We start from the raw sequence: 13,504 nt of genomic DNA, 5'->3' as shown, positions 1-13,504 counted from the left end.
AATGACACTAGCTGCAGCGATTGTTGCCTAAAACCTGTAGTCCAAACGTTAGGTAATCCTGGCAAAGCACTTCCAAACGCAACACGGCTCGTATGCGCTATGCCAGGGGTTTACCTTTCTTAACACATGTTTCTCCTTTTTCGGCAGGAGGGCATGAGTGCATCTAGAAGGTATGGCGTTCAACCTGACGATGGCGGACAGGGCGCCGGTTGTAGTTCGCGTGTAGTTGCCGACCGTGCACAGAATCCAGTTGCTTGTTCAAGTGTGGCGCATGGCGTACGTTGCGCTGCGCAGGCTCTGCACGTGGCTTGGAGTTGACTTCCAGAAACCAGAGACAGAGTGCGGCCCAGAAGAATAACGACAGGATATTGACCAGTCCGCCTCTCAAAGAAGCGTAGCCTGTCGCTTCTGAAGCCTGGATACGCAGTAGATCAGACAGAACCGGGATGGAGCCCAAGGTTTCAACTACCAGGCTGCCTGGTATCCGAAAAGCCCAGCGCAGAGTCTGGAGAACCTCATTCAGGCTGTATATGCCGTCGCCGTTGGCGTCGATAATCCATTGGAAGGTTTGCATGACAATTCCTTTTATCAAGTCCAGCAAGCTGCGCCGGAATTACAAGGACTGCCTTGGAGAGGCAGGGCTGCGATGCATCAATGTGTGTTTCCAATATAGGCCTGCGGCTCAGGGTGAACAAGTGAATTAGGCCAAAATAGAGGGTAAACCCTTGATTGGAAAGAGCTCTTTGGTTTGAGTGGCTGGTCTTATCAGGAAACTCCGCTCTTTGATGCAAGTGCTATGTCTCTTTAGTGCTTGTCAAAGAGTGTTCTTTGATCTATATTTATGGGCTTGCTTGTAACCATATAAGCAATCGCGGACAGGTGGCAGAGTGGTCGAATGTACCTGACTCGAAATCAGGCGTACGTGCAAGCGTACCGTGGGTTCGAATCCCACCCTGTCCGCCACCTGGAATTTTGAAAGCCCTTGATTATTCAAGGGCTTTTTTGTTTTCTGCTGGTTTGATCGTCCTGCTCCCTCAGCATGGTTTATTTGCTGTTTTGTCACATAAGAACGTTAAGGTAAAAGTGTCAGTCGCGGCCGATGTTCGGAAAACTCATCCGCAACATTGTGTATGGCCGACTTTTCCCCGCACAGGCCGAAGTTCTAGGGGGTAATGCGCTAGTACGTGGTCCGATGGTGTTTGGCCTTGTTTTGCAAGCCTTCATGATTGCGGACAAAACGAGCCCATTGCATTTCCCGGCAGTGCGGGGCGGCGAGTACACTTGGGGTTTCAGTTCCCTGTTGTCCATACTCACGAGGTATCTATGCTGAAAGGTAAAAAAGCGGTCGTAACAGGATCGACCAGTGGTATCGGTCTGGCCATGGCCACCGAGTTGGCGAAAGCCGGTGCAGATGTGGTGATCAATGGTTTTGGTCAGCCTGAAGATATCGAGCGCGAGCGCAGCACGCTGGAGTCCAAGTTTGGTGTCAAAGCCTATTATCTGAATGCTGATTTGAGCGACGCACAGGCCACGCGTGACTTTATTGCCAAGGCGGCAGAGGCCTTGGGCGGTTTGGATATTCTGGTCAATAATGCTGGTATTCAGTACACCGCGCCTATCGAAGAGTTCCCTGTCGACAAATGGAACGCCATCATTGCCTTGAACCTGTCAGCCGTCTTCCACGGCACAGCGGCTGCCTTGCCCATCATGCAAAAGCAGGGTTGGGGGCGCATTATCAATATCGCCTCGGCACATGGTCTGGTGGCATCGGTAAATAAATCGGCTTATGTGGCTGCCAAGCATGGTGTCGTGGGTCTGACCAAAGTGACCGCACTGGAAAATGCTGGCAAGGGTATTACGTGCAACGCAATCTGCCCGGGCTGGGTACGGACTCCCTTGGTGGAAAAGCAGATCGAAGCTATCAGCCAGCAAAAAGGGATTGATATTGAAGCTGCCGCACGCGAGCTGCTGGCTGAGAAACAACCTTCCCTGCAGTTTGTGACTCCTGAGCAATTGGGCGGTGCTGCTGTGTTCCTGTCGTCTGCCGCCGCAGACCAAATGACGGGTACGACGCTAAGTCTGGATGGTGGCTGGACGGCTCGCTAATTGCTGTCAAAGCGTGTTTTGTAGATGGCAGATAAAGGGCATGGCCCTTTATCTGTTTGGATAGAAAGGATATAGGCGCATGTTGTTATTGCTCTCGCCAGCGAAAAAGCTGGATTACGATTCCCCTGTACGCACGCAGCTGGAAACCCAGCCTCTGTTTGTGGAGCAGGCGCAAGGCTTGATTGATATTTTGCGCACTCAGTCCGAAGAGGATATTGCCGGCTTGATGAAGCTGAGCGACGACCTGGCGCGCTTGAATGTCCAGCGTTACCAGGAGTGGGAGCCCAAGTTTGACCGCTCCAATGCCCGTCAGGCCATTCTGGCTTTTAATGGTGATGTATATGAGGGCATGGCTGCAACGGATTTGTCGGACAAGGAGCTGAAGTGGGCGCAGGACCACATTGTGATTCTTAGCGGTTTGTACGGTGCTTTGCGTCCTTTGGATTTGATGCGTCCTTACCGTCTGGAAATGGGCACTCGCTTGAAGAATCCCGAAGGTGCCAATTTGTACGCTTACTGGGGCAGCCGGATTGCCAATTATTTGAACGAGCGTCAGGAAGGCGAAGCCAAGCCCGTTGTCTTGAACTTGGCCTCCGAAGAGTATTTCAAGGCGGTCGATCAAAAAGCCTTGCGTGCCCGTGTGGTTCAGTGCGTTTTCCAGGACGAGAAAAACGGTGTCTGGAAGATTATCAGTTTCTACGCCAAGAAAGCCCGTGGTTTGATGGCCCGCTTTGTCATCGACAAGCGTGTGCAAACAGTGGAAGGCTTGAAGGCGTTTGATCGCGAGGGGTATGTATTCCAGCCTGAGCTCTCCAGCGAGGACAAGCTGGTGTTCCGTCGCTCCGAGCAGGATGCCAAGGCTTGATAAGTAGTTAGCGTTGTTGCTTGCGCCGTAAGAACAGCTCTTTAGCTGATCTGCGGTCTTGCAGGTAAAAAAGGAAAGGCAAGGCCATGTATTTGCGCCTTGCCTTTTTATTTTTGGTCCTGCGAACTGAGGAGGGCTTGGCACCTTATGCTCTTTTGCTTTGTGCTTTGTGCTTTGTGCTTTGTGCTTTGTGCTTTGTGCTTTGTGCTTTGAGTTCTTGTTTATTTGGTCCCGACAACGAGCTCCACATGTATACAGGACATGGCATGGCCATCAGGCCCCTTGCTGCTTCAGTTCCTGCTTGCGCTCAGGCGGCAGTTGCGGGCCAGCGCTGTATTCCAGGCCTCTCATATCCTGACGTATCAGTTGGGCGGCCTTGACCATCTGACGGATAGGGTAGGCCAGCATGGCCAGCTCACCTTCGGTTTCGATGGAGGCAGGCGGGTCGGCATCCTGGTCGTTAATCAGTGCGCCAATGGCATCCAGGGAATTCTGGATGCCTGGCGGAATCTGACTCAAATTAGCCAGAAGCGGGGCAGCGGCACTGATCTGCGAGGCCAGCACGTGGTTCTGAATCAGCAGATTATTCAGCAGGGATACATTGGCTTGTCGGCTAACTGGTTCATCCATCATGCGATAAAAGGCCGAGGCAAAGTTGCTGAAGGCAATGTGTACGTTCTTGTTTGCCACTTGCCAGGCGGTGTCGGCTTCCATCAAGTCCAGATCCACCTGGTTTTTCTGGGCCTCTGTCATAGTGGGTTCGCCTTCCTGACCGCTTTTAAGGATCTGGTTATGCAGGCGGCTCAAGCGAGCGAATTCCAGCCCTGCACGCCAGAATTCTTTGTTGGCGGCCAAGGCTGCTCGGGCCAGGCCTGTCATGGCGCTGGATTCCCAGTTGGGGAGCAAATAACTGGCGGCCATGGCAATACCGCAACCAATCAGCGTATCCACCAGACGTTCTCCAATAATGAAGGAGCCGCCCGTGGACAGGAATTGGAAGGACAAAATCACAAAGATTGTGTTGAACAGGGCCGATAGCAGGAAGTTCAGTTGAACCAGGCTGTTACCCAGCAGGTAGGCCAGCAACATGGCGATCAGATACAGCTCGCGGTTGTCCGTTAGCTTCAGGAGCAGGAAGGCCGCCCCGCAGCCCAGTACCGTGCCAAAAAGGCGCCAGCCATTGCGTTGGCGTGTGATGGCAAAGCCTGGCTTCATAATGACCAGAATCGTCAGGATGATCCAGTAACTGTGTGCTGTCAGGGCGCTGACCAGGCCCAGTTCGCTTTGGAAATGGGCGCTGAGTGCGCCAACTCCCAGGGCCACCATGGACGCAATGCTGACACGTGCCGCATAGCGGAAGTGCGAGGACTTCAGCTTCATATTGCTGCTGAGCATGCCCAAACGCAGTTCTTCACGCGAGAGCATGCGGCTTAGCGATTTATTCAGGTACTGATCGACTGGCAGGTTCTGGCTGGCACGATGTGACAGGCTTGCCATGCTGTCCACAATACGGTTCAGGTTACGCAGTCGGCGCAAGACCTGGACTAGCAGGGCGTAGGTTTCCGGGTCTGTTTGCGACATGCCCTGGCGTTTGTATTTCTCCAGCTCGTATTCCATGGCACGGATTTCCGCTTTGACGCTGGAGCGACGGGTGGTGCGAGCGCTTCGTGAAACATTCATGGCAATGCGGCCAATATCCAACGAAAGCTTGTGCAAGCCATCACGCGCAAAAACCATGAAATCGCTGTCGGAAAGCTGACGGCGCAGGACGGTGTAGTCGGTATAGGTCGCGACCAGCGAGTCCAGAATGCTGACCATATTCAAGAAGATTGTCAGCAGTGCCTTGCGGTGGTGATCGCCTCGTCCATAACCGCGCGGCAATTCACGCAGTACCACGTCGCGGGCGGCCTGGTGCTTTTCGGTCATATTGGATTGAAGATTGATCAGCCGTCTATAGCAGGCGTCCAGATCCGAGGTGGAGTCATAGAATTGCGAGCGCGCTTCCATGTATTCAGCCGTGGCAAACAGGGCTACCGCCAGTGTCTGGCGCTCTTCCCGATACCAGAACAAGCGTCGGAACAGGGTGCTGAACAAGTAATAGGACAGACCACCGGCAAAGGAATACAGCGTGTGCGCCAATACCTCGTGAGGCTGCATGGGAAAGCGCATCGTCAAGGTCATCAGCAGCAGGGCGGCAAAGCCGATCAGCCCGCCGCGACGACCAAAGACGGAGAACATGCTGTACAGAAAGCACAGAAACGGTACACACAGGACCAGCAGCAGGGGAGAGCTGGAGGCCAGACCTGTCAGGCCAACGGTGACCGTGCCCAGCGCAATACCGCCCAGCATTTCATTGTTGCGATAGCGGCGTGGGCCGCCGGGTTGGTCAATGATGGCAACGCAGGTGGCACCCATGGACGCAATGACGCCAATGTCATAGTGACCAAAGAAGCGGCCCAAAATAATGACCGGCAACAGCACACCGATGGACTGGCGCAGTCCGCCGAAAAAATAGTGGCTATACAGGAATTGTTTTAATTGTGGGATGGGCGATGCCATAAAATACCCGGACAGCTCGTCATAGGTAGACAGTATATCGTTTTACGTATGCAAGCTTTAAGCCTGTTTTTTTGCACTTTACCAACAATCACAGTTGCTCGCTTTGTGCAGTCAAGGTAAAGTAACCAGGTGTTTTTGCTCCTTATCCGAGCAAATTGTAGCGAGGCACTGTTAACCGGGCCATCCGCCCGGTTTTTTGCGCCTAAAAACTTTGTTGCTGGCCGCGTCACAAGCGTGGGATGCCAGGACTTCCGTTTCAAGCTAACGCATACGTTTTTGTATGCACGCACTGGGTGTCGAAGAGTGCAGGCCGGACGGTAATGTGTCTGGGTGGTGTGGTCCTGTGGGCCATGAAGCGCCAGATCATGTTGCTGACATCGGTTCAAGCTCGGACCGTCGTGGTCAGTCGATATTGCAGAGCAAGACTGAAAGGAAAACTCATGTCTGAATTAAATGGCGCAGATATTGTTGTGCGCACGCTCGCGGACGAAGGCGTGGAACACGTTTTCGGTTATCCGGGTGGTGCCGTTCTCTATATCTACGACGCAATCTTCAAGCAGGACCGCTTCCAGCACATTCTTGTGCGTCATGAACAGGCTGCTGTTCATGCTGCGGATGCCTATTCCCGTTCGTCCCAAAAAGTTGGCGTGGCACTGGTAACCAGTGGCCCGGGCGTCACCAATGCCGTCACCGGTATTGCGACCGCTTACCTGGACTCCATTCCGATGGTCATCATCAGTGGGCAGGTCAGCACCCAGGCAATTGGTGAAGATGCTTTCCAGGAATGTGATGCCATCGGTATCACCCGTCCTTGCGTCAAGCACAACTTCTTGGTGCGCGATGTTCGTGATTTGGCCGATACCATTCGCAAGGCATTTTTTATTGCCACGACGGGCCGTCCAGGTCCTGTGCTGATTGATATCCCCAAAGATATTACGACTGCAACGTGCAAATACACGCCCAAGCGTGGCGAGGTCAAGATGCGTTCCTACGCACCTGTGACCAAAGGCCATCAGGGGCAGATCAAGAAAGCCGTCCAGATTCTCAATAGCGCCGAGCGCCCGCTGATTTATGTTGGTGGTGGTGTGGTGCTGGGTAATGCTGACAGTGAGCTCAATGAGCTGGTCAAGTTAAGCGGTGCTCCTTGCACGACTACCTTGATGAGTCTGGGTGCCTATCCAGGTACGGCGGATCAGTACATCGGCATGCCCGGCATGCACGGTACTTACGAAGCCAATATGACCATGCAGCATTGCGACGTTCTGATCGCAGTGGGTGCACGGTTTGATGATCGAGTGATTGGTAATACCCGCCACTTCGGTCAGAACCCACGCAAGATCATTCATATTGATATTGATCCTTCGGTAATTTCCAAGCGCGTGAAAGTTGATGTGCCTATCGTGGGCTGTGTCAAAGACGTGCTGACCGAGTTCAATGAGCTGTATGCGCAAAGCCGTCAGGAATCGCAGAACCAGCCCTCCCTGAATGATTGGTGGAAACAGATCAATGTCTGGCGGGGCAAGAACTCCTTGGCCTACGCCAAGTCGGACGAGCTGATCAAGCCGCAATACGTGGTGGAATCCCTGTGGGAAGTGACGGGCGGCAACGCTTTCGTGACTTCTGATGTGGGCCAGCACCAGATGTGGGCGGCTCAGTACTACAAATTCAATAAGCCTCGTCGCTGGATCAATTCCGGTGGCCTGGGCACGATGGGCGTGGGCTTGCCTTACGCAATGGGTGTGCAAATGGCCAACCCTGGCCAGGATGTTGCCGTCATAACGGGTGAAGGCTCCATTCAGATGAACATCCAGGAACTGTCTACGTGTAAACAGTACCGCTTGAGCCCCAAGGTTCTTTGCCTGAACAATCGTTATTTGGGCATGGTGCGCCAGTGGCAGCAAATCGACTACGGCTCGCGTTATTCCGAGTCTTACGTGGATGCACTGCCTGACTTTGTCAAACTGGTGGAAAGCTATGGTCATGTGGGTCTGGAGATCGACAAGCCAGCCGATGTGGTCCCCGCTATTCGCGAAGCCTTCACCACGCACAAAGACCGCCTGGTATTTCTGAACTTCATCACGGACCAAACCGAAAACGTGTTCCCGATGGTGAAAGCAGGCCGCGGCCTGACAGAAATGCTCTTGGGCCCGGACGATCTGTAAGGAGAGAATCATGAAACACGTCATTTCTATCCTTCTGGAAAACGAGCCCGGCGCACTGTCCCGTGTGGTCGGTCTGTTTTCGGCCCGTGGCTATAACATCGAGACCTTGACGGTCGCTCCAACCGAGGACGACACCCTGTCTCGCATGACTATCGTTACCCGAGGGGCGGACGACGTCATCGAGCAGATCACCAAGCACTTGAACCGTCTGGTTGACGTGGTCAAGGTGGTGGATCTGTCCGAAGGCCCACACATCGAGCGTGAACTCATGCTGATCAAAGTGCGGGCGGTGGGCAAGGAACGTGAAGAGATGAAGCGCATGGCGGATATTTTCCGCGGTCGCATCATTGATGTTACGGACAAGACATACACCATCGAATTGACCGGTGTTCAAGACAAAATTGCTGCTTTCATCAATGCGCTGGATCGTACGGCCATTCTTGAAACAGTGCGCACCGGGGTCTCTGGTGTCAGCCGTGGCGAACGTGTCTTAAAGCTGTAAGCCAAGGCTTTTTCAGGACATAATTACCGCTTTTATTCAAGGAGCTGCTTTTCAAGGCAGCTCCTTATAAAGGGTAAACACGGCCTGACGCTGTGTAGACCGCGGTGGCCCTGTTCTGAAAGTAATGAGTCAAGGTCCTTTTTGTGCCGCTGCTGCATGAGCGGCCATTCTCGAATTGCTGTTTAAGCGAAATTATTAAATTTGGAGCACCTGAAATGAAAGTTTTCTACGACAAGGATTGTGATCTTTCCCTGATCAAAGGCAAGACCGTTGCCATCATCGGTTACGGCTCGCAAGGCCACGCCCACGCCCTGAACCTGCACGAGTCCGGCGTGAACGTGGTTGTTGGTCTGCGTAAAGGCGGCGCTTCCTGGAGCAAAGCCGAGAACGCTGGCCTGAAAGTTCAGGAAGTGGCTGAAGCCGTCAAGAGCGCTGACGTCGTCATGATCTTGTTGCCTGACGAAAACATTGCCGAGGTTTACCGCAACCAGGTTGCCGAGAACATCAAGCCCGGCGCCGCTCTGGCATTTGCTCACGGCTTTAACGTTCACTACGGCCAAGTTGTGCCACGTGACGATATCGACGTCATCATGATTGCTCCCAAGGCTCCTGGTCACACTGTGCGTGGCACCTACAGCCAAGGCGGCGGCGTTCCTCACCTGATCGCTGTTTACCAGGACAAGACCGGCGCTGCTCGCGACGTGGCTCTGTCTTACGCATCGGCTAACGGCGGTGGCCGTGCCGGTATCATCGAAACCAACTTCCGCGAAGAAACCGAAACCGACTTGTTCGGCGAACAGGCTGTTCTGTGCGGTGGTGCCGTTGAGCTGATCAAGGCTGGTTTCGACACGCTGGTTGAGGCTGGTTACGCTCCTGAAATGGCTTACTTCGAGTGCTTGCACGAACTGAAGCTGATCGTGGACCTGATCTACGAAGGCGGTATCGCCAACATGAACTACTCGATCTCCAACAACGCCGAATACGGCGAATACGAGACCGGTCCGAAGATTGTTACCGACGAAACCCGCAAAGCCATGCGTCAGTGCCTGGAAGACATCCAGACTGGTGTGTACGCCAAGAACTTCATCCTGGAAAACGCCGCAGGCGCTCCTACCCTGATCTCGCGTCGTCGTATCAACGCCGAATCGCAGATCGAGCAAGTGGGTAGCAAGCTGCGCTCCATGATGCCTTGGATCGCCGCTAACAAGCTGGTCGACAAGTCCAAGAACTAAGTTTGATATCGGGGCAACCTCATAGGCTGCCCTGGTCTTGAGCCTGAACCGGCTGACGTCTTGCGGCGTCAGCCGGTTTTTTATTGCTGCAAGAATTTGGCTTTCAGTGCCGCCTCTACTTGGGCTGAGAAAAGGATGGAAGCGCCTTGTTCTCGTCTTATAGCCGTATTGGTGAGGGCGCGATAAAATGCAGTGCTTGGTTTGACCATCGTGCCCCTGTTGGGGTGGTGCGCAAGCGGGTTCGATAAAATCCACTGTTTATCCATGAACTCCCTGGCCGCAGGCCTCTTGGCCATTTCTGTTCGCTCTGGCTCATATATGCTGGAATTATTTGCACTCTGTAGCCTTGGGGACAATGCTACATTCGAGTGTTCAGTCCTTAGCAACAACTCTTAAAGCATAAATTATGCCCAATTTGCTCAATGATGAAACCCGTCGTCGGCGTAGCATCTATCTTCTGCCCAACGCATTTACGACCGCCAATTTGTTCGCGGGGTTTTATGCTGTTGTGCAGGCCATGAATGGCCGCTTTGAGGCGGCAGCCATCGCCATTTTCCTGGCGCTGGTGTTTGATGGTATGGACGGGCGAGTTGCTCGTTTGACCAATACTCAGTCCGCCTTTGGTGAGCAATACGACTCCATGGCAGACATGATTTCCTTTGGTGCGGCGCCCGCGCTGGTCATGTACGTCTGGGCCATGCAGGGCCTGGGACGCTGGGGCTGGTTGGCTTCCTTTATTTACGTAGCCGGTGGTGCGCTGCGCCTGGCCCGCTTCAATACCAATATTGAAGTGGTCGACAAGCGTTTTTTCCAGGGCTTGCCCAGCCCGGCGGCCGCTGCTCTGGTCGCTGGCTTTGTCTGGCTGGCGGTGGACAACAAACTGTCCTTGCAAGTGAATGTGATTCCCTGGGTTGCCTTTGGTTTAACCATTTATGCCGGCCTGGCCATGGTCTCCAATGCGCCGTTCTACAGCGGTAAGTCCTTTGCGATCAGCCGTAGCGTGCCATTTTGGGTCATGCTGCTTTTTGTGCTGGTCTTCGTGTTTGTCTCTACAGATCCGCCAGTCTTCCTGTTTGGCCTGTTCTGCCTGTATGGCTTGTCGGGCTGGTTTGTGATGGCCTGGCGCTGGCGTCGAGCCCGTGCTTTGGCACGACTTCGGCGTGGAAACAACTAAAATCCCCGGCTTTGGCAGGCCAGCTGGCCGAAATGCTTAACGCCTTGTCCGGTTTTTCGTTATAATCGTTTGCTTGCACTTGGCCTGATGGGCCCGGTGCACTCAATCTCATTTTCAACACGTTAGGGCACCTCGGTCCTAACGCAAGTCTTAGAGGCTAAATAAAATGGCAGTTGCAGATATCAAAAAAGTCGATATCGTTTCCGAGTTTCAGCGTAAACAAGGCGATACAGGCTCCCCAGAAGTGCAAGTGGCTTTGCTGACCGCTCGCATCAACGAATTGACCGGCCACTTCAAGGCTCACAACAAAGATCACCACTCCCGTCGTGGTCTGTTGCGCATGGTTAGCCGTCGTCGCAAATTGCTGGATTACCTGAAAGGTCGTAATCCAGACGCTTACCGTGCTTTGATCGAAAAACTCGGTCTGCGTAAGTGATACCGGGGCTGGCTCCCCGCTAAACAACCGTGCATTCGGCGAACTGGTTTCGCTGTGTGCACGGTTTTTTTATTGTAAGGATTCTCCTAATGTTCAATAAAGTCACCAAGTCTTTCCAGTACGGCGAGCATACCGTCGTTCTGGAAACCGGCGAAATCGCACGTCAGGCGTCAGGTGCCGTGCTGGTTTCGATTGAAGACACTGTTGTGTTGGCCACTGTTGTTGGCAAAAGCGAAGCGAAAGCGGGTCAGGATTTTTTCCCTCTGACCGTTGATTACGTCGAAAAAACCTACTCCGCTGGCAAGATCCCTGGTGGTTTCTTCAAGCGTGAAGGCCGTCAATCCGAGCGCGAGATCCTGATCTCCCGCCTGATCGACCGCCCACTGCGTCCTCTGTTTCCTGAAGGCTTCTACAACGAAGTTCAGGTCATCATTCACACGGTATCGGTCAACCCTGAAATTGATCCTGATATCGCTGCCATGATCGGCGCCTCGGCTGCCCTGGCTATTTCCGGCATTCCTTTCAACGGTCCTGTGGGCGCTGCCCGTGTGGGTTACGTTGATGGTCAGTACGTGCTGAACCCATCCGCTACTCAGCTGAAATCTTCGGCTCTGGATCTGGTTGTGGCTGGTACCGAGCAGGCTGTGCTGATGGTTGAGTCCGAAGCCAAGCAATTGTCCGAAGAAGTCATGCTGGGTGGTGTGGTGTTTGCTCACGAGCAAATGCAAGCAGCCATCAACTGCATTCACGAACTGGTTGAAGAAGCTGGCAAGCCCGAGTGGGATTGGCAGCCTGCTGCTGTTAACGAAAGCCTGTTGGCTGCGGTAACCGCTGCTGCTGAAGAAGGTCTGACACAGGCCTACCAGACTCGCGAAAAACAAGCTCGTACCGAGCAAGTGCGCGCTGTCTACGCTCAGGTTAAAGAAACGGTCAAGGCTCAAGCTGAAGCCGCCGGTCAGGATCAGCCTGATATGGTTGCCGTCGAAAACATGATGTTCGACCTGGAAAGCAAGATCGTGCGTTCGCGCATCTTGAGCGGCGAGTCCCGTATTGATGGTCGCGACACCCGTACCGTTCGTCCTATCAGCATCCGTTTGGGCGTTCTGCCCCGTGCTCACGGTAGCGCCTTGTTCACGCGTGGCGAAACTCAGGCCTTGGTGGTCACCACTCTGGGTACCAAGCAAGACGAGCAGATCATTGATTCGATCATGGGCGAGTACCGTGATCGCTTCATGATGCACTACAACATGCCTCCATTCGCCACTGGTGAAGCTGGCCGTTTCGGCGCTCCCAAGCGTCGTGAAATCGGTCACGGTCGTCTGGCCAAGCGTGCTTTGACTCCCTTGCTGCCAGCCGCTGAAGACTTCCAGTACTCCATCCGCGTGGTGTCCGAGATCACTGAATCCAACGGTTCGTCCTCCATGGCATCCGTGTGTGGTGGCTCCCTGTCCATGATGGACGCTGGTGTGCCTGTGCAGGATCACGTGGCTGGTGTGGCCATGGGTCTGATCAAGGAAGGCAACAAGTTTGCTGTGCTGACCGACATTCTGGGTGACGAAGATCACCTGGGCGATATGGACTTCAAGGTTGCCGGTACCGAGAAAGGTATTACTGCTTTGCAGATGGACATCAAGATCCAGGGCATCACCAAGGAAATCATGCAGGTTGCATTGGCTCAGGCTCACGAAGGCCGTATGCACATCCTGGGCAAGATGAAAGAGTCCATCGACGGTTCCCGTACCGAGATGTCCGAATTTGCACCTCGCATGCTGACCGTGAAGATCAACCCCGAGAAGATTCGTGACGTGATTGGTAAGGGTGGTGCAACCATCCGTGCCCTGACCGAAGAAACCGGTACACAGATCGATATTTCGGATGACGGCACCATCACGATCGCCAGTGCTGATCTGGACAAGGCCCGCGAAGCCGAGCGCCGTATTAAGGAACTGACCGCTGAAGTGGAAGTGGGTCAGGAATACGAAGGTCCTGTGATGCGTTTGCTGGACTTTGGCGCGATTGTGCAAGTGCTGCCAGGCCGTGACGGCTTGCTGCATATCTCCGAGATTGCTAACTACCGTATCGCCAACATCAATGACGTGCTGAAAGTAGGTCAGGTTGTTAAGGTCAAGGTCATTGAAGCTGACGAGAAAGGTCGTCTGCGTCTGTCGATCAAGGCTATTGGTGGTATCGAAGCTCAAGGCGGCCCAGCTGCTCCTGCTGCTTCCTGATAGCGCTTGTAGTCTGCTTGAAGAAAAACCCGCTGCAAGGCGGGTTTTTTGCGTTTGGCATTGCCCGGGGTTGGAGGGGACTGGTTTGAATGCGCCTTGTTTAAACGTTGTACATTCTGGCTAAAGCCTTGGTCTTCGTGCTTGAGAGGAAATCTGTCGTGGGTTTTGGTAGCGCTTGTCTTGGGTTAGCAGGGCTTTATTAAGCGCTGTCTGGATGTCGAGATCATAAAATCCATAAAC

General features: G+C 53.7%; 10 protein-coding genes and 1 tRNA gene. 9 read left to right on the top strand and 2 right to left on the bottom strand.

Translation table 11 applies throughout. The annotated features are described in order from the left end of the window. Positions 1 to 163: 163 nt before the first annotated feature. A complete protein-coding gene (locus tag NIZ92_RS13970; protein WP_026483205.1) occupies positions 164 to 574 on the bottom strand; it encodes a hypothetical protein in 411 nt (136 codons plus the stop codon). A 299-nt stretch (positions 575 to 873) separates the two neighbouring features. On the opposite strand from NIZ92_RS13970, the gene NIZ92_RS13965 reads away from it, so the two are divergent. From NIZ92_RS13965 to yaaA, 3 genes are all read left to right on the top strand, one after another. After that, positions 874 to 963: transfer RNA gene (locus NIZ92_RS13965), tRNA-Ser, on the top strand. Positions 964 to 1,323: 360 nt separating this feature from the next. After that, complete coding sequence (locus NIZ92_RS13960; RefSeq protein ID WP_060186460.1) at positions 1,324 to 2,106, top strand: 3-hydroxybutyrate dehydrogenase; 783 nt, start codon at positions 1,324 to 1,326, stop codon at positions 2,104 to 2,106. Positions 2,107 to 2,185: 79 nt separating this feature from the next. Next, positions 2,186 to 2,971 (top strand): peroxide stress protein YaaA, encoded by a 786-nt coding sequence (gene yaaA / locus NIZ92_RS13955; RefSeq protein WP_009456706.1) that lies wholly within the window; start codon positions 2,186 to 2,188, stop codon positions 2,969 to 2,971. A 273-nt stretch (positions 2,972 to 3,244) separates the two neighbouring features. Here yaaA and NIZ92_RS13950 read toward each other — a convergent pair whose 3' ends face one another. Next, the gene (locus tag NIZ92_RS13950) at positions 3,245 to 5,530 is read right to left on the bottom strand and encodes an FUSC family membrane protein (protein WP_254002117.1); all 2,286 of its coding nucleotides are present in this window, start codon (positions 5,528 to 5,530) and stop codon (positions 3,245 to 3,247) included. Between the two features lie 440 nt (positions 5,531 to 5,970). Here NIZ92_RS13950 and ilvB point away from each other — a divergent pair, with 440 nt between their 5' ends. From ilvB to pnp, 6 genes are all read left to right on the top strand, one after another. Next, positions 5,971 to 7,692 carry a biosynthetic-type acetolactate synthase large subunit gene (ilvB, locus tag NIZ92_RS13945; protein ID WP_254002116.1) on the top strand — a complete coding sequence of 574 codons (1,722 nt, stop codon included), beginning with the start codon at positions 5,971 to 5,973 and terminating at the stop codon, positions 7,690 to 7,692. 10 nt (positions 7,693 to 7,702) lie between these two features. Further along, the gene (gene ilvN / locus NIZ92_RS13940) at positions 7,703 to 8,194 is read left to right on the top strand and encodes an acetolactate synthase small subunit (RefSeq protein ID WP_003801075.1); all 492 of its coding nucleotides are present in this window, start codon (positions 7,703 to 7,705) and stop codon (positions 8,192 to 8,194) included. 215 nt (positions 8,195 to 8,409) lie between these two features. Next, a complete protein-coding gene (gene ilvC / locus NIZ92_RS13935) occupies positions 8,410 to 9,426 on the top strand; it encodes a ketol-acid reductoisomerase (protein ID WP_009456705.1) in 1,017 nt (338 codons plus the stop codon). A 406-nt stretch (positions 9,427 to 9,832) separates the two neighbouring features. Further along, positions 9,833 to 10,600, top strand: coding sequence for a CDP-diacylglycerol--serine O-phosphatidyltransferase (gene pssA, locus NIZ92_RS13930; RefSeq protein ID WP_035272453.1), 768 nt, complete (start codon positions 9,833 to 9,835; stop codon positions 10,598 to 10,600). A 166-nt stretch (positions 10,601 to 10,766) separates the two neighbouring features. After that, positions 10,767 to 11,036 (top strand): 30S ribosomal protein S15, encoded by a 270-nt coding sequence (rpsO, locus tag NIZ92_RS13925; RefSeq protein WP_003801068.1) that lies wholly within the window; start codon positions 10,767 to 10,769, stop codon positions 11,034 to 11,036. An 89-nt stretch (positions 11,037 to 11,125) separates the two neighbouring features. Then, positions 11,126 to 13,264, top strand: coding sequence for a polyribonucleotide nucleotidyltransferase (gene pnp / locus NIZ92_RS13920; protein WP_035272454.1), 2,139 nt, complete (start codon positions 11,126 to 11,128; stop codon positions 13,262 to 13,264). Positions 13,265 to 13,504: the final 240 nt, after the last annotated feature.

This window comes from Alcaligenes sp. 1735tsa3, assembly GCF_024134565.1.
Lineage (GTDB): Bacteria > Pseudomonadota > Gammaproteobacteria > Burkholderiales > Burkholderiaceae_B > Alcaligenes > Alcaligenes phenolicus.
The sequence above is the reverse complement of the archived record's forward strand: the minus strand, read 5'-3'. Positions and strand labels throughout refer to the sequence as shown.

Excerpts from the sequence above, each read along its gene's own strand:
- ilvC (WP_009456705.1), top strand. The coding sequence starts at position 8,410 with ATGAAAGTTTTCTACGACAAGGATTGTGATCTTTCCCTGATCAAAGGC.
- pnp (WP_035272454.1), top strand. The coding sequence starts at position 11,126 with ATGTTCAATAAAGTCACCAAGTCTTTCCAGTACGGCGAGCATACCGTC.
- yaaA (WP_009456706.1), top strand. The coding sequence starts at position 2,186 with ATGTTGTTATTGCTCTCGCCAGCGAAAAAGCTGGATTACGATTCCCCT.
- NIZ92_RS13950 (WP_254002117.1), bottom strand. The coding sequence starts at position 5,530 with ATGGCATCGCCCATCCCACAATTAAAACAATTCCTGTATAGCCACTAT.
- rpsO (WP_003801068.1), top strand. The coding sequence starts at position 10,767 with ATGGCAGTTGCAGATATCAAAAAAGTCGATATCGTTTCCGAGTTTCAG.
- pssA (WP_035272453.1), top strand. The coding sequence starts at position 9,833 with ATGCCCAATTTGCTCAATGATGAAACCCGTCGTCGGCGTAGCATCTAT.
- NIZ92_RS13970 (WP_026483205.1), bottom strand. The coding sequence starts at position 574 with ATGCAAACCTTCCAATGGATTATCGACGCCAACGGCGACGGCATATAC.
- NIZ92_RS13960 (WP_060186460.1), top strand. The coding sequence starts at position 1,324 with ATGCTGAAAGGTAAAAAAGCGGTCGTAACAGGATCGACCAGTGGTATC.
- ilvN (WP_003801075.1), top strand. The coding sequence starts at position 7,703 with ATGAAACACGTCATTTCTATCCTTCTGGAAAACGAGCCCGGCGCACTG.
- ilvB (WP_254002116.1), top strand. The coding sequence starts at position 5,971 with ATGTCTGAATTAAATGGCGCAGATATTGTTGTGCGCACGCTCGCGGAC.